The organism is Vibrio sp. 1151_11 (assembly GCF_029478525.1).
GTDB classification, from domain to species: Bacteria; Pseudomonadota; Gammaproteobacteria; order Enterobacterales; family Vibrionaceae; genus Vibrio; species Vibrio anguillarum.
Genome location: NZ_SHMN01000013.1, coordinates 22,545 through 44,324, shown reverse-complemented (window position 1 = coordinate 44,324; position 21,780 = coordinate 22,545). Strand labels below are relative to the sequence as shown.

At 47.4% G+C, this 21,780-nt stretch carries 16 protein-coding genes; 9 read left to right on the top strand and 7 right to left on the bottom strand.

The window, feature by feature from the left end:
• Positions 1 to 36 precede the first annotated feature (36 nt).
• On the top strand, positions 37 to 1,221 hold the full coding sequence (locus EXZ60_RS11055; RefSeq protein WP_277435709.1) for an NnrS family protein: 1,185 nt from the start codon (positions 37 to 39) through the stop codon (positions 1,219 to 1,221).
• A 118-nt stretch (positions 1,222 to 1,339) separates the two neighbouring features.
• On the opposite strand, the gene dapD is transcribed toward EXZ60_RS11055, so the two are convergent.
• From dapD to EXZ60_RS11040, 3 genes are all read right to left on the bottom strand, one after another.
• Positions 1,340 to 2,371 carry a 2,3,4,5-tetrahydropyridine-2,6-dicarboxylate N-succinyltransferase gene (gene dapD, locus EXZ60_RS11050; RefSeq protein ID WP_277435708.1) on the bottom strand — a complete coding sequence of 344 codons (1,032 nt, stop codon included), beginning with the start codon at positions 2,369 to 2,371 and terminating at the stop codon, positions 1,340 to 1,342.
• 248 nt (positions 2,372 to 2,619) lie between these two features.
• Entirely contained in the window at positions 2,620 to 2,919 is a 300-nt protein-coding gene (locus EXZ60_RS11045) for a YebG family protein (protein ID WP_010318120.1), read from the bottom strand.
• Between the two features lie 97 nt (positions 2,920 to 3,016).
• On the bottom strand, positions 3,017 to 3,910 hold the full coding sequence (locus EXZ60_RS11040; protein WP_013856148.1) for a LysR family transcriptional regulator: 894 nt from the start codon (positions 3,908 to 3,910) through the stop codon (positions 3,017 to 3,019).
• Positions 3,911 to 4,027: 117 nt separating this feature from the next.
• On the opposite strand from EXZ60_RS11040, the gene EXZ60_RS11035 reads away from it, so the two are divergent.
• The 4 genes from EXZ60_RS11035 to recD all read left to right on the top strand — a co-directional run bounded on the left by EXZ60_RS11035 (position 4,028) and on the right by recD (position 14,600).
• A complete protein-coding gene (locus EXZ60_RS11035) occupies positions 4,028 to 5,044 on the top strand; it encodes a TDT family transporter (protein ID WP_013856149.1) in 1,017 nt (338 codons plus the stop codon).
• Positions 5,045 to 5,142: 98 nt separating this feature from the next.
• Complete coding sequence (recC, locus tag EXZ60_RS11030; protein WP_115339251.1) at positions 5,143 to 8,586, top strand: exodeoxyribonuclease V subunit gamma; 3,444 nt, start codon at positions 5,143 to 5,145, stop codon at positions 8,584 to 8,586.
• A gap of 279 nt (positions 8,587 to 8,865) precedes the next feature.
• The gene (recB, locus tag EXZ60_RS11025; protein ID WP_277435724.1) at positions 8,866 to 12,477 is read left to right on the top strand and encodes an exodeoxyribonuclease V subunit beta; all 3,612 of its coding nucleotides are present in this window, start codon (positions 8,866 to 8,868) and stop codon (positions 12,475 to 12,477) included.
• Complete coding sequence (gene recD, locus EXZ60_RS11020) at positions 12,474 to 14,600, top strand: exodeoxyribonuclease V subunit alpha (RefSeq protein ID WP_277435707.1); 2,127 nt, start codon at positions 12,474 to 12,476, stop codon at positions 14,598 to 14,600. The genes recB and recD overlap by 4 nt, the downstream gene beginning before the upstream one ends.
• Positions 14,601 to 14,714: 114 nt before the next feature.
• Here recD and EXZ60_RS11015 read toward each other — a convergent pair whose 3' ends face one another.
• Together EXZ60_RS11015 and argA are read right to left on the bottom strand one after the other, a co-directional pair.
• Complete coding sequence (locus tag EXZ60_RS11015; protein ID WP_013856153.1) at positions 14,715 to 14,894, bottom strand: hypothetical protein; 180 nt, start codon at positions 14,892 to 14,894, stop codon at positions 14,715 to 14,717.
• 257 nt (positions 14,895 to 15,151) lie between these two features.
• Positions 15,152 to 16,489, bottom strand: a complete 1,338-nt coding sequence (gene argA, locus EXZ60_RS11010; protein ID WP_026027647.1) for an amino-acid N-acetyltransferase — start codon at positions 16,487 to 16,489, stop codon at positions 15,152 to 15,154.
• A 151-nt stretch (positions 16,490 to 16,640) separates the two neighbouring features.
• Between argA and EXZ60_RS11005 the strand changes: the two genes are divergently transcribed.
• From EXZ60_RS11005 to csdE, 4 genes are all read left to right on the top strand, one after another.
• Positions 16,641 to 17,108: a DUF2850 domain-containing protein gene (locus EXZ60_RS11005; protein WP_064625834.1), complete on the top strand. Its 468-nt coding sequence runs from the start codon at positions 16,641 to 16,643 to the stop codon at positions 17,106 to 17,108.
• Positions 17,109 to 17,177: 69 nt separating this feature from the next.
• A complete protein-coding gene (gene mltA, locus EXZ60_RS11000; protein WP_013856156.1) occupies positions 17,178 to 18,281 on the top strand; it encodes a murein transglycosylase A in 1,104 nt (367 codons plus the stop codon).
• A 90-nt stretch (positions 18,282 to 18,371) separates the two neighbouring features.
• Positions 18,372 to 19,181 carry a tRNA cyclic N6-threonylcarbamoyladenosine(37) synthase TcdA gene (gene tcdA, locus EXZ60_RS10995; protein WP_017049732.1) on the top strand — a complete coding sequence of 270 codons (810 nt, stop codon included), beginning with the start codon at positions 18,372 to 18,374 and terminating at the stop codon, positions 19,179 to 19,181.
• A 5-nt stretch (positions 19,182 to 19,186) separates the two neighbouring features.
• The gene (gene csdE / locus EXZ60_RS10990) at positions 19,187 to 19,618 is read left to right on the top strand and encodes a cysteine desulfurase sulfur acceptor subunit CsdE (RefSeq protein WP_194566250.1); all 432 of its coding nucleotides are present in this window, start codon (positions 19,187 to 19,189) and stop codon (positions 19,616 to 19,618) included.
• Positions 19,619 to 19,650: 32 nt separating this feature from the next.
• On the opposite strand, the gene csdA is transcribed toward csdE, so the two are convergent.
• Together csdA and panE are read right to left on the bottom strand one after the other, a co-directional pair.
• On the bottom strand, positions 19,651 to 20,862 hold the full coding sequence (csdA, locus tag EXZ60_RS10985) for a cysteine desulfurase CsdA (protein WP_277435706.1): 1,212 nt from the start codon (positions 20,860 to 20,862) through the stop codon (positions 19,651 to 19,653).
• The gene (panE, locus tag EXZ60_RS10980; RefSeq protein WP_277435705.1) at positions 20,855 to 21,751 is read right to left on the bottom strand and encodes a 2-dehydropantoate 2-reductase; all 897 of its coding nucleotides are present in this window, start codon (positions 21,749 to 21,751) and stop codon (positions 20,855 to 20,857) included. Before panE ends, csdA begins: the two co-directional genes overlap by 8 nt.
• Positions 21,752 to 21,780 lie beyond the last annotated feature (29 nt).

Below are 21,780 nucleotides of genomic sequence, written 5' to 3'. Positions count from 1 at the left end.
CTGTCATGATATCCACCACCGCCGTAAGAGGTCACTGTGCTCAATATTACCGATATAAAAGTAGAACAACGCATACCCGCTTGGTTGCGCCTTGGTTTTCGTCCCTTTTTCCTACTCGGTAGCGCATATGCCGTTTTAGCGGTGACGTTATGGGTCTGGATGTTTCAAACAGGTCAACCATCGGCATTGCAAGTTCCTGCGCTGTGGTGGCATGTACATGAAATGCTGTTTGGTTTTGCTATGGCAATTGTGGTCGGTTTTCTATTGACTGCCGTACAGAACTGGACTGGCATTAATGGCACGAAACATTATCGCTTAGCCGTGTTAGTCGCCTTGTGGCTAGCGCCTCGAATCTTATTGTGGACGCCGACACCTTTGTGGGTCATCTCTTCTGTCGAAGCGCTTTTTTTGGCGGCTTCGGCCTATGAAATTGGCCGTCGAGTAGTGCAAGCGAAAGGCTGGAAAAATCTCTTTTTTGTGCCGCTGTTTATTTTAGCGATCGGCGCGAACTTTGCGAGTTATGCCACCATCAAAGGAATGCCGCCCTTTAGCTCAGCGGCGGTATGGCAGGCGATGTTGTGGTGGTTCACATTGTTGCTATCAGTCATGGGAGCACGCGTGATCCCTTTCTTCAGCGCAAGGCGTTTTAACTTTGAAAAAGAACAGCCATGGGTATGGCTTGATTGGTTAGCCAATGCACCCATTGCGGCCTTGTTTATTTTGAGTTTCTTCCCGCTGACGATGGTGCAGATTGGTCAGCCTATCATGTTACTGGCTGGGTTAGCGCAGTGGGTACGTTGGATGCGTTGGAAACCATGGCTAACATTGAGTGAGCCTCTGGTTTGGTCGCTGCACGCTGCGTATGCCTGTATTCCTTTGAGCTTATTACTGCGCGGGTTAATTGATGATGTATACGTCACTCATAACCTGATCCATCTCTTTGCCATTGGAGCCATCTCAGGCTTGATTTTATCGATGATTGCACGCGTGACCATGGGGCATACCGGCAGGGCGATTTATCAAGGGCCTAAAATGAGTATTGCATTTGCGGCTTTGATGATGTCGGCATTGGTACGCAGCCTCGGTGTAGCGTTTTTTCCAGCACAACTCTTTTTGATGGTGAATATCAGTGCCGCACTCTGGATATTGGCTTTTACTCTGTTTGTGTGGAGATTCGGCACGATGTTACTTACGCCGAGAGTCGATGGCCACCCGGGATAACGGTTTGGCTCGTCACGTGGAAGTAGCAAAATAAAAAAGTAGAAAGTAGCCTAGCAGTAGAGAGCGCATAACAAAAAGGCTTGGTGATGTGCCAAGCCTTTTTATCAGAAAAACTGGATCAGTTATGGCTATGCAGCATGCTATTCAGTTCAACGGCTGATTTATTGGCTAAGCACTCAATTTGACCTGTGATCGAGTTGCGACGGAAAAGTAGATCCGATACACCAGCTAAATCACGTGCTTTGACGATTTCCACTTCTTGGCCTTGGTTATCGAGCATACGCACTTTAGTGCCAGCAGTTACATACAAACCTGATTCTATCGTGCAGCGATCGCCGAGTGGGAAACCTAAGCCTGCATTTGCGCCAAGCAGTGAGTTTTCACCGATAGAGACCACGACCTTACCGCCGCCAGAAAGCGTACCCATGATAGAAGCGCCACCGCCGATGTCCGATCCATTACCAACAACCACACCAGCAGAAATACGCCCTTCAACCATGCTCACGCCTGTTGTACCAGCGTTGAAGTTGATAAAACCTTCATGCATCACAGTGGTACCTTCGCCCACGTGCGCGCCAAGGCGAACGCGCGAGGTATCCGCAATACGGATGCCCGCTGGGACAATGTAATCAACCATTTTCGGGAATTTATCGACACAATCTATCGTTAAAGCTCGGCCTGCAAGGCGAGCTTCAATTTGACGATCCGCTAGTTCAGGTAGATCGATAGGACCCTCATTGGTCCATGCGATGTTGTGCAGCAGGCCAAAAATACCATCAAGCACAGTACCGTGTGGTTTCACTAAACGGTGTGAAATCAGTTGTAGCTTCAAAAAGCCTTCAGCGACTGATTGAGGCTGTTCGTCGGAAGCTAAAATAACCAGCACCAGTGGTTGTGAGGCGTTAGCGGCTTTATCGGCAAAACTGGCATTGTTAGCCTGATCATGTCGAGCAAATATCGCGGCGAGTTGGGCGCTTTGCTCAGTTGAGATGTCGATATGCTGGTTGCCTTCGCCATAACCAGAGACTTGAGCAAGCTCGCTTACTAGTGCGTCACTTGGGTTGAGAATTGGCGCTGGAAAAAACGCTTCAATAATTTTTCCATCACGGTTTTTGGTTGCCGTGCCAAAGGCAAGTGCAAAGTAAGCCATTTTGATATCTCCATGTTGTCACTATTGATGCGCTCGCCAGCGTAGGTTGAGCATCATTGCGGCGCACTCGATTTATCAAGCATCATAAAGAGTGAGGCAGGGGTAGGAAAGGGCAAAAGAGGAGAAAGTCCGTAAAACGATACCTTTTGTCTTTTTAGCGATGTATTTCTTTAGACAGAAATATAAAACCGCTGACGAAGCAGCGGTCTTTTCACGTTCTATTATCTTAAGTTAAGCGTTTAATCGCCTTAAGCTGCATCTTCTTCTGGTGCTTCGTCTTTTACCGCTTTGGCTTTTTTAGGCTTAGCCGGTGCAGGCTTGCGCTTTGCGCCAAGTGCGTAAAGCACTTCTTCTTTGTTTTGCGCTAAGAACATCGCCAAAGCTTCTTGCTTGGCTTCATCTTCTAGCAACTCACTTTTCCCTAAAAGTTCGAAAAGCTCATCTGCCATATCGAGCATTTTGTCATAAGCGTCAGCGTCTGCTTTAGAGGTAAAAGTCATCTTTTCTTCTCCGTTGCGTTCCACCACGTACTTGACGATTACAGCCATGGTTAATCCTCTAACTTAGTCATTAATTCTACTGGCTGTTTATACAGTTTTTAAACCATGAAGTCTAGGTGAGCAGGAAAAAGTGAGAGGTGGATGGCTACTCTTTGTTCCATTGATAACAAAATTCAATAAAGTGTTTGAGCAGTGGGCTTTGGTATTTTTCTTTATGCACCAATAGCCAAAAACGGCGTTTCATGTCCAGCGGAACATCGAGTCTTTTAACCCGGCCATCTTGCAGTGCTGAATGCGCAGCAAGGGTGGATAAACAGCCCAAACCTAACCCTGCCGAAACACTGTTGATTAAGGCTTCAGTGGTATTCAATTCAAAGGCTTCATGCCACTGCTCAAGTCGTGGTGCGATAGCCCGTAAGAAAAACTCTCGCGAGCCAGAACCCGCTTCGCGCAATACCCATTGGCTCTGTTCGAAATCATTGAGGGTGAGCTGATTTATCATTGTGAGTGGATGTTCGGGTGCGCAAATAATACACATTTCATCGTGTGAAAAAGGCGTTGAAATCAGCTCTGGGTGCAGTGTTTTTCCTTCAATCAACGCAAGATCCAGTTCGTAATCGACCAACTTTTGGCAAATCAGCGCCGAGTTGGAAATAAACAAACTTTGCGAGATGTGTTGGGTTTGCTGGCGAAATTGACTGAGTAGATAAGGCGCAACATGGTTGCCAATCGTATCACTGGTACCAATGCGCAATTGGCCTGCGAGGGTTTGCTCACTGTCAAACAGTTGGTTGATGTTGCTCGCACGGCTTAGCAGTTCATCGGCGAGCGGCAACAGTTTTTGTCCCTCTTGATTGAGGATTAAACGGTTATTGACCCTATCGAACAGCGCATGCCCAAGCTGTTTTTCCAGTTCAGACAGTGACATGCTCACGGCCGCTTTTGACAAAAACAGCGCCTCTGCAGCTTGGGTCAAGGTTTTGTGTTGCGTAATTGAAGTGAATACTTTCAATTGCTTAAGAGAAATATTGGCAGCCATAATTTTGTTTAATTAATCTGAACGTGTGTTCTATATATTTAGATATATCAGAACAAAAGGCAAGCGTATGATAGCGACATTGAACAACTACTTTGTTAGTTCTGATGAGAGGTCAATATGATTCGAGCAGCAAAAGCGAAAGTTATGGGTGCGCCAACCCCTATGGCGGGTTTAGCTCTAGGCATCGCAAGCTTGGGTTGGAGTTGGGAAAACTTTGCACCATTACAAGGTTATGGACAATTAAGTGGGGCCGTTATTGCCAGCGTGTTGCTGGTGGTTCTTGCGTTTAAATTTCTCTTTCATGGCCACTTATTACGCCAAGATCTCGCTCATCCGGTTGTGGGCAGTGTTGTGCCTACTTTTGCGATGGGCACAATGGTGGTTTCCAATTCATTAGGCCATTTTTACCCAATGGCTGGTGATGCGTTATGGCTATTTGCTGTGGGTTTGCACATCATCTTCTTGGTCAGTTTTTTGTACCATCGCGCGCAGTCTTTTGAACTTCACCACATGGTGCCAAGTTGGTTCGTTCCACCTGTGGGTATTATTGTGGCCGATGTGGCATTTTCTGGAAACCCAGCACTTGCACCAATCGCAAATGCAACCATGATGTTCGGTTTAGTCGCTTATGCGGTGATGCTGCCGATGATGATTTACCGTTTCATGTTCACACATGAAGTTCCAGATGCAGCAAAACCAACTATGGCTATTTTGGCGGCGCCAGCGAGCCTCTCATTGGCTGGTTACTTAACTGTCACGGCTAACCCATCGCCAGTGATCATCGGCATTTTATTTGGTATTGCCGTGTTAATGACAACGATTATCTACTTAGCTTTCTTTAAATTATTACGCTTGCCTTTTAGCCCAGGCTACGCAGCGTTTACCTTCCCAATGGTGATTGGTGCAACGGCGCTATTTAAACTCACACATTGGATGGAAACCGTTGGGGTGAGTGCTGAGTATGTACAGCAAGTGCATTGGTTAGCTGGGTTAGAGTTAATTGTGGCAACTATTGTGGTGGGTTATGTTGCTATTCGTTACTTAAATTTCTATCAACCTCATCGCGTACTACTCAGCAGCATGAATGAGCTAGAAGAGCAAGACGAACACGCATTGAACTGTGAAATGAAATAGCCTGCAGTTTAGGCAATTCAAAACATAAAATTCTCAAGTATAGAATGCACTTATGCTAATCTCAGTCCTTATTGTGACAAGAAAAGCGTGAGTGCATTTTGTTTACTGTCTACCATTCCAATAAAGTCGATACCTTAAAGATCCTGCTCGTGCATTTGATCAAAAGTGCACCGTTAGCCAACCCCTTTGAGAAAGAGCAGATCTTGGTGCAAAGCCCGGGGATGTCGCAATGGCTCAAAATGGCCTTAGCGAAAGAGCTCGGTGTGGCGGCGAACCTTGAGTTTCCTCTACCGGCGACCTTTATCTGGGACATGTTCACTAAAGTGTTACCTGATGTACCTAAGCGCAGCGCTTTTAACAAAGAAGCGATGACGTGGAAACTGATGCATCTGTTGCCAACTTTGCTCACGCTCGACCCCTTTGCCCCTTTGCAGCGTTATCTTGAACAGGATGATGACCATTCCAAGCTCTATCAGTTGGCCGAGAAGATTGCCGATATTTTTGATGGTTATTTAGTCTACCGCCCCGATTGGATTGCCAAGTGGGAGGCGGGCGATGATGTGAGCGAGATTGGTGATGAGCACCCATGGCAGCCGATATTATGGCAAGCCTTATATCAATACACGCTAGATCAAGGCCAGTCGCACTACCATCGTGCCAATCTCTATCAAAGCTTTATTGATCAGCTTGCGCGTGGCTCGGTTGATTTAACCAAACTGCCCAAACGTTTGTTTATTTTCGGTATTTCGTCATTGCCGCCTCGTTATATGGATGCACTCAAAGCGTTGGGCGAGCAGATTGATGTTCACTTGATGTTTACCAACCCTTGTCAGCATTATTGGGGCGATCTTCGAGATAGAAAAACGCTCGCCAGACTGCACAGCCAGCAACGTAAAACGTTCGCCTTACAAGGTGATGAGATTCAGTTTGAAGGGCAACGCTCGCCGCTTAAAGGCGACATTGAAGCTAACCTCGTGGATGAATTGCATACCGAAGCTGCGGTTGGCAATGAGTTATTGGCCTCGATGGGAAAACTTGGGCGCGATAATCTTTTTTTACTCTCCCAAACGGAAAATGAAGAGCACGAATTTTTTATTGATCTGCCACGCGATAACTTATTGCATCAGTTGCAGGCCGACATCTTACATTTGCAAGAGCATCGAGATGATAGTCAACTGGACAGTAGCGACCACAAACAAGTGATTGCTTTGGATGATCCATCGCTCACTCTTCATGCTTGCCATAGCCCGATGCGAGAAGTGGAAGTGTTGCACGATCAATTGTTGGCAATGTTTGATGCTGACCCTGAACTGAAACCGCGCGATATTATTGTGATGGTGGCGGACATCAATGCTTACAGCCCAGCCATTGCGGCAGTATTTGGTAACGCGCCGGGTGAGCGCTTTATTCCTTACTCCATTTCAGACCGTACGGCAGATCAAGAGAGCCCGATCTTAGCGGCATTTATGCAATTAGTGCATTTACCCGATTCTCGCTGCCTAGCGTCAGAGTTATTAGAGCTGCTTGAAACTCCTGCGATGATGGCAAAATTTGAGCTTAATGAGCAAGACTTTGCGCAAGCTAAATTGTGGGTAGAAGAGTCAGGCATTCGCTGGGGGCTTAATGCGAGCACCGCGCAACAATTTGAGTTGCCGCAGACCGAGCAAAATACTTGGCAATTCGGGATTGAGCGCATGTTACTTGGTTATGCCATGCCAGCCTCAGCAGGTTTATTTACGCAAGGCGAAGTGACGCTCGCTCCTTATAATGAAGTGCAAGGCATGAACGCTGAATTGGCGGGTAAATTAGCGCACTTTATTCAGCAAGTGAGCCATTACCGCGAGCAGTTAGCGCAGACCCAAAGCGTGGACGAGTGGCGTCGTTTGCTCGGTGAGATGCTTGGCGCTTTTTTCAAGGTTGAGCTGGAAGGAGAGCTCGCACTCAAGTCGATTCGCGACACCTTGTCTCAGTTAAAAGATCAACTGGCCGAGGCCGGTTATGAGCAAGCACTTGCGCCAAGTATTATTACTCAATATTTGCAAAACAAATTGTCAGGTACGCGCATCAGTCAGCGTTTTCTGGCGGGACAAGTCAATTTCTGTACTTTAATGCCAATGCGTTCCATCCCTTTTAAAACCGTTTGTTTACTAGGAATGAACGATGGCGTTTACCCGCGCACTATGCCAGCCGAAGGGTTTGATTTGATGAACGGTCGCACCCGCGCTGGCGATCGCTCGCGGCGTGACGATGACCGCTATTTGTTCTTAGAAGCGATGCTCTCGGCGCAGCAAACCTTGTACATCAGCTACGTCGGACGCTCAATTCAAGATAATACCGAACGCGTTCCTTCGGTGTTGGTCTCTGAGCTTTTAGAGTATTGCCAACAAAATTACTGTTTGGTCGGGGATGAAGCGCTTGGCAGCGATCAATCGGCCAAAAATTTAGCCTGTGCTTTAACGACCACTCACGCCATGGTGCCTTTTAGCCCTAATGCTTTTTTGAGTAAAGCTGGTAGCTATGCCAAAGAGTGGCTACCTGCCGCCAGTCGGCAAGGGCGAGCCAGTGGCGAGTTTAATCTCGCCCTGAGCGATTATTTACAAGGGGCGAGCTTTCCTGTCAGTTTAGATCTGGTTGAGCTGCAACGGTTTTGGCGTTTGCCTGTGCAATATTTCTTTAACCGTCGCCTTAAAGTGACGTTCGAGCCTCCGCTACCGGTAATGGAAGATGATGAACCCTTTGCCTTAAATGGCTTGGAGAGCTACCAGTTACGCGATGAACTACTAGAGTTGCTGCTTGAGCAACCCAATTCACCGTATGCCCTTGAGAGATTCATTGACCAGCAGCGCGCGCAAGGAAAGTTACCGATTGGTGCTTTTGGATCCTTGGAATTTGAAACTAATCGCGTGCAAGCACAAGAATTGGCGCAAAGAATCGCTTTCTTATGCCATTCGCCACTTGATGACCAAGAGATCGATCTAAAATTTGAATTGTTTGGTGAAGGCAAAAACGTACAACTGACGGGGTGGCTGACTAAGCGCTATCAATCCGGTTTAGTGCGCTACCGCAGTGGTTCGATTCGCGCGCAGGATTATTTAGCCGCGTGGATTGATCACCTCTCACTAGCGGCGATGGGCGAAAGTCAACCTACTCATTTGATGGGCTACGATCGTAAAGAAGGTGTGCAGCATTTTATTTATCCGCCCATGCCAGATACTGAACAAGCCAAAGCGTTGCTCGCAGAACTGGTGGATTTGTTTTATCAAGGCATGACAGCGCCGCTCGCTTACTTTCCAAAAACCGCGTTAGCCTGTGTGGAAGCTGGCTTCAGCCGTGGTCAATGGGTTGATGATCGCGACAAATCGCTCAAGAAAATGGCCGATACCTTTAATGAAAGTTACATGAGCCACGGTGAAGGAAGCAATGTTTACATCGCGCGGATCTGGCCACAGTGGAATGAAGCCTTAGCTGAGCAGGTGCGTTTATTGGCCACATTGGTGATGCAAGGGCCACGATTGTGGGTTCAAGTGGCGCAGGATGTTTAGCGATGGATAACTGCTTGGAAAGTAGAGTGGCCGCCAGTCAATCATTATTGTGTAGGGCGTTTTCTGTACGGCCACAGGTCAGAGGGACCATGATTTGGTTGGTTCGCATCATCGTGAGATTGACGAAACACGTGGCGCGGATAGTAAAGGCTGCCCGTTTGGCGAACCGTGAGAAAGATCTCACAACGTCTTAATTTATAAACTTATTTTGATTATTCATACCATTATTCAAGCGCGATCACATTCGCTTGCGTATTCAAAGGCTAACTGTTTATGAGTATGACCCCGGCTACGGTCACAACACCATTAAATACCCTTACGTTCCCGCTGCACGGAGCAAGGCTTATCGAAGCGTCGGCGGGCACGGGTAAAACCTTCACCATTGCAGGTTTGTATTTACGCCTGTTACTTGGGCATGGTGATGCAAAGTCACGTCATCAAGTGCCACTGACGGTCGATCAAATTCTAGTGGTTACTTTTACTGAAGCTGCCACAGCTGAGCTTCGCGACCGTATTCGGCGGCGCATTCATGAGGCGCGTATCGCTTTTTCGCGCGGTTTCAGTGATGACCCTGTTATCAAACCGCTACTTGAGCAAACCAGTCATCACAAGCAAGCGGCGCAAGTATTACTGCAAGCGGAACGGCAAATGGATGAAGCGGCAGTCTATACCATTCACGGCTTTTGCCAGCGTATGCTCACCCAAAATGCGTTTGAATCGGGAAGCCGTTTTAATAACGAATTTGTGACCGATGAAAGCCATCTAAAAGCGCAAGTGGTCGCGGATTATTGGCGTCGTCAGTTCTATCCGTTGTCGATTCAGCTTGCTGCGGAAGTGCGCCGTTTATGGTCATCACCAGCGGCGCTGCTTGAAAAAATCAGTGGCTATTTAACTGGCTCGGCGCTAACGCTCTCTGTTGAAGCGATGAGTGGCGATTTAAGCGCGCTTTATCAATCGTGCCTGTCACGCATAGAGTCGCTAAAAAAGCAGTGGCTTGATTCATGCGATGATTTACCGCTGTGCATTGAAGCTTCAGATTTGCATGCAGCAACCAAGAAAGCGTTACTGAAACGGCTAGAAGGGTTAGCGTTGTGGGCAAGCAACCCGCAGCATGAATTGAACCTACCGAGCGAATTACAAGAGTTTGCACAAAGCGCGTTGGAGGCTAAGTCGAAAAAAGGTCAACCCCCGCAACATGCGCTGTTCACGACCATTGAGCTCTTTTTGCAACAACCCATCAGCTTAGAAGCGCCGCTGCTAGCGCACGCTATTACTCATTGCCGAGCCATGCTTGCCAAAGCGAAAGCACAAAAGCAGTGGTTATCGTTTGATGATTTGCTCACTCAGCTTTCTGCCGCGATAGATAATGATGAGCTGGGCATACTGACTGAGCGGATTCGCAGCCTTTACCCCGTTGCGATGATCGATGAATTCCAAGATACCGATCCGCTGCAATACAGTATTTTTAGCCGCATTTATCTGCCTAAGGCTGAATGCGGTTTGTTTATGATTGGCGACCCAAAACAAGCGATTTACGCGTTTCGTGGTGCAGACATTTTTACCTACATCAAAGCGCGTAAACAGGTGAGCGCACACTACACCTTGGGGACCAACTGGCGTTCTAGCGCGAATATGGTCAATGCCGTCAATCAGATTTTTAGTACGCCTGACAGTGCTTTTATCTACGACCAAGACATTCCCTTTTTACCCGTTGAAGCCAGCCCAAATGCGCAGCAGCGTCAATGGTGGCTTAACGGAACCGTGCAACCAGCGCTTACCTATTGGCTGCAAGAAGCGCAAGACAGCCCGTTGCCAAAAGGCGAATACCTGCAATGCATGGCCAAAGCGTGCGCCAGCCAAATTCAGACAATTTTGAGCGCCGCGCAGCATCAACAAGCGTACTTTGATACTGCTAAAGGGCAAAAGAGCGTGCAAGCAGGCGACATCGCGGTCTTAGTTCGAACGGGTAATGAAGGTCGTATGGTGAAAGAGGCGCTCGCCACGCAAGGCATTGCCAGTGTTTATCTCTCGAACCGCGATAGTGTTTTTAGCAGCGAGGTAGCACAAGATGTACAGCGTCTATTGCAAGCAGTACTGACTCCTGAAAATGATCGCGCCTTGCGGGCTTGTTTGGCCTCACCACTTTTCGCGTTAGATGCTGCCAGCTTGGATGATTTAAACAACGACGAATCGGTATGGGAAAACGCGGTTAACGAATTTAAACAGTATCGCCAATTGTGGCTTGAGCGCGGCGTGCTTCCTATGTTGCGCAGTGTGATGAGTAAACGTCACGTCGCTGAACGTTGGTTGGAAGAGCCGCAAGGTGAGCGCTCACTGACCGATTTTATGCACATTGGTGAGCTACTACAGCAAGCGCGACAAGAGATTGATAGCGATCATGGTTTGCTGCGCTGGCTGGCACAAGCTATCAGTGACGCCGAGCATGGCCTAGGGGGCCGTGATGATCAAATTCAACGTTTGGAATCCGAACGCAACCTAGTGCAGATCGTTACTATTCACAAATCGAAAGGTTTGGAATACGACTTAGTGTTTCTGCCGTTTGTGGTCAGCTATCGCGAGGCAAGTGAAGGCAAATATCATGATGCCGTGAATGAGGAAACTGTGCTGGATATTACCGCCAGTGAAGCTTCTCTCAAGCAAGCAGATAAAGAGCGGCTTGCGGAAGATCTGCGCTTGATTTATGTAGCGCTGACTCGTGCTGTGTATGGCTGTTTTATCGGCATTGCGCCGCTGCGTAATGGCCGCTCCACCAAAGAGCCAACCGGTGTGCATTTAAGTGCCATTGGCTATCTGCTGCAAAATGGTCAAGCCGCAGGCATTGCCGATCTTAACGCTGCGTTGCACGCTCAATCTAATCAATACATTCGTATCTCTGAGCCACCAGCCGAGCAACCAGAGCCCTTTAAAGCGTTGAGCGTCGAGACGCCGGTATTGAGTGCCAAAACACTGCAAGCGCAGATTGACCGTTTTTGGCGAATGACCAGCTATTCTGGGTTGGTAAAACAAGGTGTGAAACACGCTAGCCACGACGCGAGTTTAGAAGTCTCAGGCTTTGATATCGACTCTGTTGATGAGCAAGCGGAAGCTTTACTGGTTGAGCCCGAACGTTCCATTTTTACTTTTCCACGCGGTGCAACGCCCGGTACTTTTTTGCACTCTCTCTTTGAGGAGGTCGAGTTTACTGAGCCTGCTAGCAGCGATGCTAACCAAAAAGTGATACTGGATTTACTGGTGCGAGAACAAATCGATATTGAATGGTTACCAGTATTACAAACGCTGGTCGATACCGTGTTACAGACACCTTTAGATGGCAAAACGTTGCGTTTGAACCAAAAAACCGCCACTCAGCGTTTGGTTGAAATGGAATTTCTATTACCGATAGAAGTACTGAGCGCTCCTGCATTGAACCGTGTCATTCAACGCCATGATCCACTGTCGGCCAAAGCCGGAGATCTTGGTTTTTACACTGTGCAGGGCATGCTGAAGGGCTTTATTGATTTGCTGTTTGAGCATCAAGGAAAGTATTACGTGCTGGACTGGAAATCGAATCATCTGGGGGATGATGTCAGCGCCTATCATGGCGAGCGTTTGAAAGCGGCGATGGCAGAGCATCGCTATGATTTACAATATCAACTCTACGCATTGGCGCTGCATCGATTCTTACGCAGCCGTTTAGCAAACTATGACTACCATCGCCATTTTGGCGGAGTCTATTATCTCTTTTTGCGCGGCATGGATGGCGAGTCTGAGCATGGGATTTTCTCAACCAAACCGAGTTTTGAACTGCTTGATGAGATGGACAGATTGATTGACGGAGAAACCGTAGATACTCGCGCGACCGATGCAGGGCAGATGGAGTTAGATTTATGAGCAGTACGCTAATGACAACGCTTAAGCAGTTAGCGGAAAAAGGTGCTATGCGTCAGTTAGATTACCAATTCGCGCGTTTTATCGAACAAAAAAGCCAGCAGCAACTTGGCGCTGAACATAGCCAAGCGCTCGGATTTATTGCCGCGGTGGTCAGTGCTGAATTGGCCAAGGGACATATCTGCTTACCTTTAGTGGATGCTTCAACGGCGCAGGGTGTTGATCTCGCGGCTAAGTTAGGCTTGTTTGGTGAGGCTGCATTGGCGGTCAATCAGCACCTATTTGCGATTGATTGGCCTTGGCTACTCAACCGTTCAGACTTAGTCGGACAACAAGGGGAAGCGGTGCCTTTAATGTTTGATGGGCAACGTTTATACCTACACCGTTATTGGTATTATGAAGTTACCTTAGCACAGCGTTTAATCAGCTTTGGGACACCCATGAGCCTAAAGCCTACTGATGTCCAAAAGCTAAAATTGCTGCTCGATACACTGTTTTCGCGTCAATACCACTTTCTGCTCCATGCGCTTCGCCAATTGCCAGAGACAGCCAATGCATCAGCACGCCAGCAACAAGTGTGTGATTTTCTGGATGTGGTCAACGCCGATGAACTTGATTGGAATGAGATTGATCAAGTCATTAGCCAAGCACGTACGGCGAAAGAACTCGAGGCATTAGAGACGCTTATCCCGCAAAGTGCTTGTATCAACTGGCAAAAAGTCGCAGCCGCAGTGGCACTGACACGCCGCTTTGCCGTGATTTCTGGCGGGCCGGGAACCGGTAAAACCACCACGGTTACCAAATTACTAGCCGCTTTGATTACTCAAGCCCAACAGCAAGGTGAGACGCCCACCATTAAATTGGTCGCACCAACGGGTAAAGCCGCGGCACGTTTAACGGAATCGATCGGTAAAGCGGTGGCTGAACTGGCGGTTGAGCCGGCGTTGAAAGCGGCGATTCCCACCGAGTCGAGCACTCTTCACCGTTTATTGGGCGTCATACCTAACAGTGTTGAGTTTCGTCACCATCAGCGTAACCCGCTGCATTTGGATATATTGGTGGTTGATGAAGCATCGATGGTCGATTTACCTATGATGGTCAAGTTAATCGAGGCATTACCCAAACACGCACGCTTGATTTTACTGGGTGATAAAGACCAACTCGCGTCAGTCGAAGCGGGCGCTGTGCTGGGGGACATTTGTTCATTTTTGACCTTAGGCTACAGCCGATCTCACAGCGAACACTTAGCCAAGTTAACGGGTTATCAAACCTTGATTACTCATTCACACCCTAACGCAAGCCCGATTTCAGACAGCTTATGCATGCTGCAAAAAAGCTACCGCTTTGATGTCCGATCAGGCATTGGTCAATTAGCAAAAGCGATCAATGCTGGGCAAGTGGCTATGGTGGATGAGGTGTTAAAACGTAATTATGCTGATATTACGCACCACTCACTCAGCAGTGAAAGCTATAACCTAATGCTGAAAACCTTAGTCAAGGAGTATGGCCGTTATCTCACGCGCATCGAGAGTTCTGGTGCTTATACTGCGGAAACTCAAGCCCAAAAAGCCAAAGCCGTATTGGATTGCTTTAATCAATGCCGTTTGCTTTGCGCTATTCGTGAAGGGGATTTTGGGGTAAGTGGTTTGAATCAACGTATTGAACGTGCGCTGGTCGCACGTAAGTTGATCAAGACTCAAGATGAGATTTGGTACCACGGCCGACCCGTGATGGTGGCGCGTAATGATCATGGGCTGGGTTTGTATAATGGTGATATCGGCATATGCATGCTTGATACGAGCGAGCAAGAACCGCGTTTGAAGGTGTATTTTGAGCTGCCAGATGGTAGCGTGAAAGCTATTTTACCAAGCCGCGTACCAGAGCACGAAACAGCCTATGCGATGACCATTCATAAATCACAAGGCAGTGAGTTTGATCTAACGCTGATGATTTTACCGCCTGATTTTAGCCCGATATTGACCAGAGAGCTTATCTATACTGGCATTACGCGCGCCAAGAAGCAGCTGATGCTTTTTGCTGACATGGGAACGATGAAACGAGGGCTCAAGATAAAAACGCAGCGAGCCAGCGGCTTAGTTACGAGATTAGACAAGAGACTAGCGTAAATCAGCAACTAGGATAAACGAGTTTGAGCAGTCCCCACACAGTTTGAAGTTTACATGGTATGTTGAATTCATTCCGTTGTTTGGGGGAAGCTCAATTACTGATTTGGTGTGCTGCTATGCGAAAGCATGAGTAAAAGAGATGTTTCTGATTTTATAACGATCTTGCGAGCTGAGTATAAAGACTCGTAGCTTGTCGTTAACGGGAAATACGCAATGCACATGTTGGCCTTCAAGGAATTGGTTATCAGCCATATCCCAAAAGCTTTGAAGTGAGTTACAAATAACAGTTTTCATAGAATTTTTGCTCTTAAGTACGTGTCGTAGTAAAAGCAATCCGTGCAAGCCGACCTACTGGTATCTGACCAATCGGTATAAAGCCAAGTTCCTGTGTTGTTCATTAAATGTACATCATTAATGATGTCGGCGGATTCTACACATAATATTAAGTTAAATAAAGCGCTTATTTTGTATACAAAATAATGAAAACGTTTGCACTTGAACAAAGATAAACTATTCACCATAACTTAACGAATAAATACAATATCCTGACGTTAGAGCGTCAGTACTAAAATTTTTGAACGGCGTTGATAGTTGTACAAACTCTGTTTAGTTATCGGTAACGATTCCACACCGACTTCATAAAAACCTTGTTCTCTAAACCAATGCAAACTGTGCGTTGTCAAAACAAAGAGGCGATCTAAACGCATCGATTTTGCTTGTTGCTTCATGTGATTGAGTAACAATAAACCGCGGTTGCCGTCCCGATACTCCTGGTGAATAGCGACACACGCCATTTCTGCCATGCCCTCTTCTGGGTAAGGGTAAAGTGCGGCGCAACCAATCAATAAGCCATCTTTATCAATAATCGTGAATTTGTGGATCTCTTGCTCTAACTGCTCACGTGAACGCCGTACTAATATTCCTTGTTCTTCTAACGGGCGGATTAAATCGAAAATTCCGCCGATATCATCGATCTGTGCCTGACGGACTTGTTCGGCACTTGCCATGACAATCTGAGTACCGATCCCGTCAAAAGAGAACAACTCTTGGATCAAAGCACCATCTTGTTTGTAACTGACTAAGTGACTACGTGGCACACCTGCGCGGCACGCTGAAACGGCGGCTCGCAGAAAGCGTGAGGTACCTGAGCTATTATCCTGAACTTGGTCGGTATCTGCTTCAATACGCTGCATTATCCGTTCAACATCAGATGGGAACAGTTCAGCAATTGCGTTGCCTTGCTCATCGATAATGCCTTGCTCTGAGCAAAAACCGATCAGCTTATCTGCTTTTAGGCGTATTGCGACTTGTGTGGCTACTTCTTCAGAGAGCAAATTAAAACATTCGCCAGTGACGGAACTCGCAATAGGCCCCAGTAGCACGATCGAACCTTGGTCAAGCATACGGTTGATGCCTTCAATATCAATACGGCGAATGCGGCCACTGTGGCAATAATCGACACCATCATCTATACCTAATGGTTGAGAGATAACAAAATTACCACTAACGATATTGAGCTGAGTTCCTGCCATTGGCGTGTTATTTAAGCTCATTGAAAGGCGTGCTGTGATAGCGAGTTGGAGCTGCCCCGCGGCTTGCATGACTAAGCTGAGCGCTTCCTCATCAGTGACCCGAATGCCTTTGTGATAAGGAGTGGAGCAATGATGTGTCGCCAGAATTTGATTGATTTGTGGGCGAGCACCGTGCACCAAAACAATTTTGACACCAAGGCTATGCAGCAGTGCGAGATCGCTGATGATATTAGCGAAATTTTTATCGGCAATCGCTTCACCGCCGAGCATGATCACCATGGTTTTACCACGGTGAGCGTTAACATAGGGAGCAGATTGTCTAAATCCTTTAACGAGAGCTGTACTGCGAATTTTCACTCTGAGAGCACCTTGGTGTTTAAATATGTTTAAATAATGACTTTTTATTCACGTGTCGGCAAGTGGTTTTTTGAGTTTGGTGCAATTATTCAATCGCCGATTTTATCTCTGATTTAGGACACGTTAGACTGCTTGCCAATAAAGGCGAAATATGGCCAAAACCAACGAGTTGAGTCGCATGAAAATGACAAAAAACGTAGGCCTTACGGCTACGCCTCAGTTCACAAACTTGCGAAGACGTAAGTACATTGAACGAGGCTTGATGCTGGTTGTGATGATTGGCTTGTTTTCCGTAGCGTCGCTATACGGTGATCTCTTTACTCGGTTGGAAAACTATTTTTCGCCAAAAGATGAGGTGTATGGGGTTTGGGTTGAGCAGTATGTTGCCCCTTATTCAGCCAAACGAATTGAATTGGGGAAAGCAGGCGTGATCAGTAGTGGCCGAGTACTCACCACTTCATTTGAGTTTGATGGTCATTTTTTAGAATACCAGATTGGTGATACGAGCTATCGTTACAAAATGCGTGATGATAACAATACCGAAATGACACAAATGTCGTCGTCGCACTACAATCCAACCTTCCGATTGTCAGGAAAATACCAAAAAAACCTCCGTTAACAATTCGCTGATTGCGGTTTAGGCGCGAGTTTGTCATGCTTTTAGCAACTCAAATAACGGATAACTTCTGTGATTAAGCAAATTTTTCCTCTTGCGGCAGTACTGCTGCTGTTTGGTTGTGCGCAACCAACCGACCGTGCTCAGCAATATTTGGATGGTGATTTCTCTAAAGCGCTCAACAAAGTAGACACGGTGCAGTCCAATACGCCACGTGACTTTACGCAATTTTCCAAACAGAGCGAACAAGTGGTGACTCGCTCGGCGTCGATGGCAGCGATTTATCAACCTTTGTATCAACAGATCAGTGAATGGATTTTGCAAAGTGGTGATCCACAAGATTTGGCGAATTTTGGAATACAAGCGGCGCAGCTTGGTGGTGGCGATAAAAAAGGTAATGTGCTTTTCACTGGCTATTTTTCTCCGGTAATGGAGCTTCGCCATCAACCGGATGAAATATTCAAATATCCCGTATTTGGTTTGCCTGAATGTTCGGCCGATTGCCCAACGCGTGCGCAAATTTATGATGGTGCGTTAGCTGAAAAAGGGCTTGAGTTAGGTTATGCGGCGAACCTGATTGACCCTTTCATTATGGAGGTGCAAGGCAGTGGTTTTGTGCATTTTGAAGATGACGATACGCTTGAGTACTTCGCTTACGCGGGTAAGAATAACAAAGCCTACATCAGTATTGGCAAAGTCTTGATTGAACGAGGTGAAGTGACACGAGAGAAAATGTCACTCAAAGCGATCAAGGAATGGGTGCTAGCCAATGATGAACCGACGGTGAGAGAGCTGCTAGAGCAAAATCCTTCCTATGTCTTTTTTGCGCCCAAAGCGGCAGCCCCTGTCACTGGCTCTGCCGGTATTCCACTACTGCCGATGGCATCGGTGGCCGGAGATCGTTCCATCTTTCCAATGGGCACACCTATTTTAGCAGAAGTGCCGCTGCTCAATGCAGATGGTACATGGAGTGGCGCTCATCAGTTGAGAATGTTGATTGTGCTAGATACGGGCGGCGCGGTAAAAGATAACCACCTCGATCTGTACCATGGCATGGGCGAGCGCGCCGGAACGGAAGCTGGGCATTACAAACATTTTGGTCGCGTTTGGAAACTGGGGTTAGAAAACTCAGCCACACAAGCGCCTTGGGCATTGCCGCCTGAAAAGCTACAATAGTGACACAGGTTTCGACCTAGACTTTTAAATAAAGAGTGCGTATAAATCGCACTCTTTATTTTTCTATCGCTTTCAATCGGACTTTTAATTATGCGTGAACTCGATACCCCCGCTTCAGATAGCTACAACCAACGCTTCGGAGGCACTCGTCGCCTTTATGGAAATCGTGAGGTTGAAATACTGCGTGCTGCGCATGTGTGTGTGATTGGTATCGGTGGCGTTGGCTCGTGGGCAGTCGAAGCATTGGCGCGCACCGGCATTGGCGAGTTAACGCTGATTGATATGGACGATGTGTGCGTCACCAACATCAACCGTCAAATCCATGCGATGAGCGGTACGGTTGGGCAAAGTAAGATTGAAGTGATGGCCGAGCGGGTCAAGCTCATCAACCCTGAGTGTGTGGTGCACTTAATTGATGACTTTATCACGCCAGATAACCAGCACCGCTATTTGAGTCAAACGTTCGATTACGTGCTCGATGCGATAGACAGTTTGAAAGCGAAAGCTTCACTACTGGCTTATTGCCGTAGCAATAAAATTAAAGTGATTACCGTTGGTGGTGCGGGTGGTCAAGTTGACCCAACTCAAATCAAGGTCGCGGATTTAACCAAAACGATTCAAGACCCATTGGCAAAAAAACTCAAAGATACGCTTCGTCATCGCCATAATTTCCCTGTAAACCCTGCGCGTAAGTTTGGTATTGATTGCGTGTTCTCGACAGAGCAGCTCAAATATCCGCAAGCCGATGGCAGTGTGTGCGCGGTGAAATCAACCGCAGAAGGGCCAAAGCGGATGGATTGCGCCAGCGGATTTGGCGCTGCGACGGTTGTTACCGCAACCTTTGGTTTTGTTGCCGTAGCGCGCATTGTTGAAAAGTTAATTCAGAAACATAAGGTGTAACGTTAATGACTCCTTTTCCTGCCTCCCCCTTTGGTCGTGAGATTAGCGCCGATGAGATTGTGGCAACCATGCAAAATTTTACTGGCTGGGAAGATCGCTACCGACAAGTGATCCAGTGGGGGAAGTTATTGCCCACGATGCCTGATGCTTTGAAATCGCAGCAAGTCAGTGTTGCAGGCTGCGAGAGTCAAGTATGGTTAGTGGGGCAGGAGTACCAAGGAATATGGTCTTTCTGTGCCGATTCGGATGCGCGGATTGTGCGTGGTTTAATTGCTTTAGTCCTTGCTGCGTACAACGGCAAGACCTACGCACAAATTCAAGCGTTTGATGTGGATGCTTATTTTGAAAAAATAGGCTTGATTGCTCATTTAAGTCCTTCACGTGGTAATGGCCTTAAAGCCATTGTCGATAAGATAAAAAATATCGATCCAAGCTGAGCATCTCCCCCTTTTGATGAAAGGGGGAATTATTACAACATATCAACCGCTTTAGTGATGGCGGCGATCAACTGTTCAACCTCTTGTTCGGTATTGTAAATACCAAACGAAATTCTCACGGTGCCAGTTAATCCGAGCGCATCCATTAATGGGTGAGCGCAGTGATGGCCAGAGCGAACCGCGATGCCTTGCTGATCGAGTAAGGTGGCTATGTCTTGATGATGAACGCCATCCATCACAAAACTGAGAATACTGGCATTCGGTTGATAGCCGATCACGCGAATATCATCGAGCTGCTGCAGAGCTTGATAAGTGCGTGCTTGCAATCTATGCAGGTGAGTTTCTACGGCCGTTCGATTGCAGTTTTGTAACCATTCGATTGCTTTGGCAAGGGCTATCGCCCCTGCGACATTCGGTGTGCCTGCTTCAAATTTCCCCGGCAGTTCGGCAAATGTTGTACCTTCAAACGAGACTTTTTCTACCATCTTGCCGCCGCCATGCCATGGAGGCATTGTTTCAAGCAGCGATAATTTTCCGTACAGAACGCCAATGCCAGCGGGAGCGTAAAGCTTGTGCCCAGAAAAGAGATAAAAGTCGGCGTCGAGTTCGCGCACGTTGACGGTTTCATGAACAATTCCTTGCGCGCCATCAATCACGACCACAGCGCCGACTTGGTGCGCCAGTTTAATCACAGTTTCAATCGGTTGGCGCGTGCCCGTCACGTTGGTGGTATGGGCTAGGGCGACAATTTTGGTTTTACTCGATAATCGTGCTTGAAAAGCCTCAAGATCAAAGTGGCACTCTGGCGTGATGGGGACTTTGACGACGCTTGCTCCGGTTTGCGCTGCGACGATTTGCCAAGGCACTATATTGGCGTGGTGTTCCATTTCACTGACCAGAATCTCATCACCGGCTTGCAATGTATTACGTGCGTAAGTCTGCGCGATCAGGTTGATAGCTTCGGTCGCTCCGCGAGTCCAAATAATTTCTTTACGAGATGATGCGCTAATAAATTGAGCCATAGCGTCACGCGCCGCTTCAAAATCGCTGGTCGCTTTTGCTGTCAAGCGATGGCTACCACGATGTACATTGGCATTTTGCGTGCTGTAGTAATGGCTAATGGCATCTATCACCACTTGTGGCTTTTGCGTGGTGGCCGCGCTGTCTAAATAGATGAGCGCTTCTTGGCCTTCATTTTGAGCTAAAGCCGGAAATTGACGGCGGATGTTTTGGATATTAAACATGATTGCTTACCCAACTCTGTTCCTGATGCTTGATTGCCAGATAAAGTTTATGGTTTTCCGGTGTTGCGAGCTGATGTTGCTCTGCTTTCTTCAGTAAATAGCCCGTAATAAAGTCTATCTCAGTCTTGCGTTGATAAAAAATATCTTGATGCATTGATGAATAATTCTCGGCTGTGGCTTGAATCACCTGCTTAACCTTAGCAAGCAGTGATGATTGAGTGATCGCAAAGCCTTCAGCGCTCATGACATCGGCTAGCTCTGCAACAATATTTGCCAGCGGCCGTTGGAAGCGTTCATCGGCTAAATCACCATTGCGACATTGCTCTAACGCGGTGAGCGGGTTAATCGCGCAGTTAATTGCAAGCTTATGCCATAGTGCTTCTTCAATCGTGTTATTCCACATTACGTCTGGCAATGCATGCTGAAGTACATCCACTAGAAATTGACACAGCTTGCCTTGGGCGTTGTAAGCCCCTAATTGAGTTACGCCTTTGCCAGTATGCAACACTTGATTCATTGACGGCTTGAGTGCACCGTGCGTGGTGGTTGAAAGCACAATAGGAAAGTCATTCAGTTGATCCTGCATCGAATCAAGCGCGCCCATGCCGTTGTGCATAAATAGCAAAATGGTGTCACGATTGAGTGTATTCAGCAGCGGAGTGAGCGCTTGCTCGACTTGCCAAGCCTTCACGGTAATCAGTAAGAGATCGGCATGGCAGAGCGCGCTGTGATCATTGCAGGGCAGGGTAATAGACGCCTGTTTATCTAAAGCAATAGAAAGTGAAGATTGAGCTTGTCTGCCCCATAATGAAACGCGGTGTCCAGCAGCATGCAGCTTTGTCGCCCAAAGCAACCCAATAGCGCCCGGCCCAAGCACGACGATATTCATAACACCTCTCCATATTTGACTTTGCGCCA

Excerpts from the sequence above, each read along its gene's own strand:
- dapD (WP_277435708.1), bottom strand. The coding sequence starts at position 2,371 with ATGGCTTACTTTGCACTTGCCTTTGGCACGGCAACCAAAAACCGTGAT.
- EXZ60_RS11045 (WP_010318120.1), bottom strand. The coding sequence starts at position 2,919 with ATGGCTGTAATCGTCAAGTACGTGGTGGAACGCAACGGAGAAGAAAAG.
- EXZ60_RS11040 (WP_013856148.1), bottom strand. The coding sequence starts at position 3,910 with ATGGCTGCCAATATTTCTCTTAAGCAATTGAAAGTATTCACTTCAATT.
- EXZ60_RS11035 (WP_013856149.1), top strand. The coding sequence starts at position 4,028 with ATGATTCGAGCAGCAAAAGCGAAAGTTATGGGTGCGCCAACCCCTATG.
- recB (WP_277435724.1), top strand. The coding sequence starts at position 8,866 with ATGACCCCGGCTACGGTCACAACACCATTAAATACCCTTACGTTCCCG.
- recD (WP_277435707.1), top strand. The coding sequence starts at position 12,474 with ATGAGCAGTACGCTAATGACAACGCTTAAGCAGTTAGCGGAAAAAGGT.
- EXZ60_RS11015 (WP_013856153.1), bottom strand. The coding sequence starts at position 14,894 with ATGAAAACTGTTATTTGTAACTCACTTCAAAGCTTTTGGGATATGGCT.
- EXZ60_RS11005 (WP_064625834.1), top strand. The coding sequence starts at position 16,641 with ATGGCCAAAACCAACGAGTTGAGTCGCATGAAAATGACAAAAAACGTA.
- tcdA (WP_017049732.1), top strand. The coding sequence starts at position 18,372 with ATGCGTGAACTCGATACCCCCGCTTCAGATAGCTACAACCAACGCTTC.
- csdE (WP_194566250.1), top strand. The coding sequence starts at position 19,187 with ATGACTCCTTTTCCTGCCTCCCCCTTTGGTCGTGAGATTAGCGCCGAT.
- csdA (WP_277435706.1), bottom strand. The coding sequence starts at position 20,862 with ATGTTTAATATCCAAAACATCCGCCGTCAATTTCCGGCTTTAGCTCAA.
- panE (WP_277435705.1), bottom strand. The coding sequence starts at position 21,751 with ATGAATATCGTCGTGCTTGGGCCGGGCGCTATTGGGTTGCTTTGGGCG.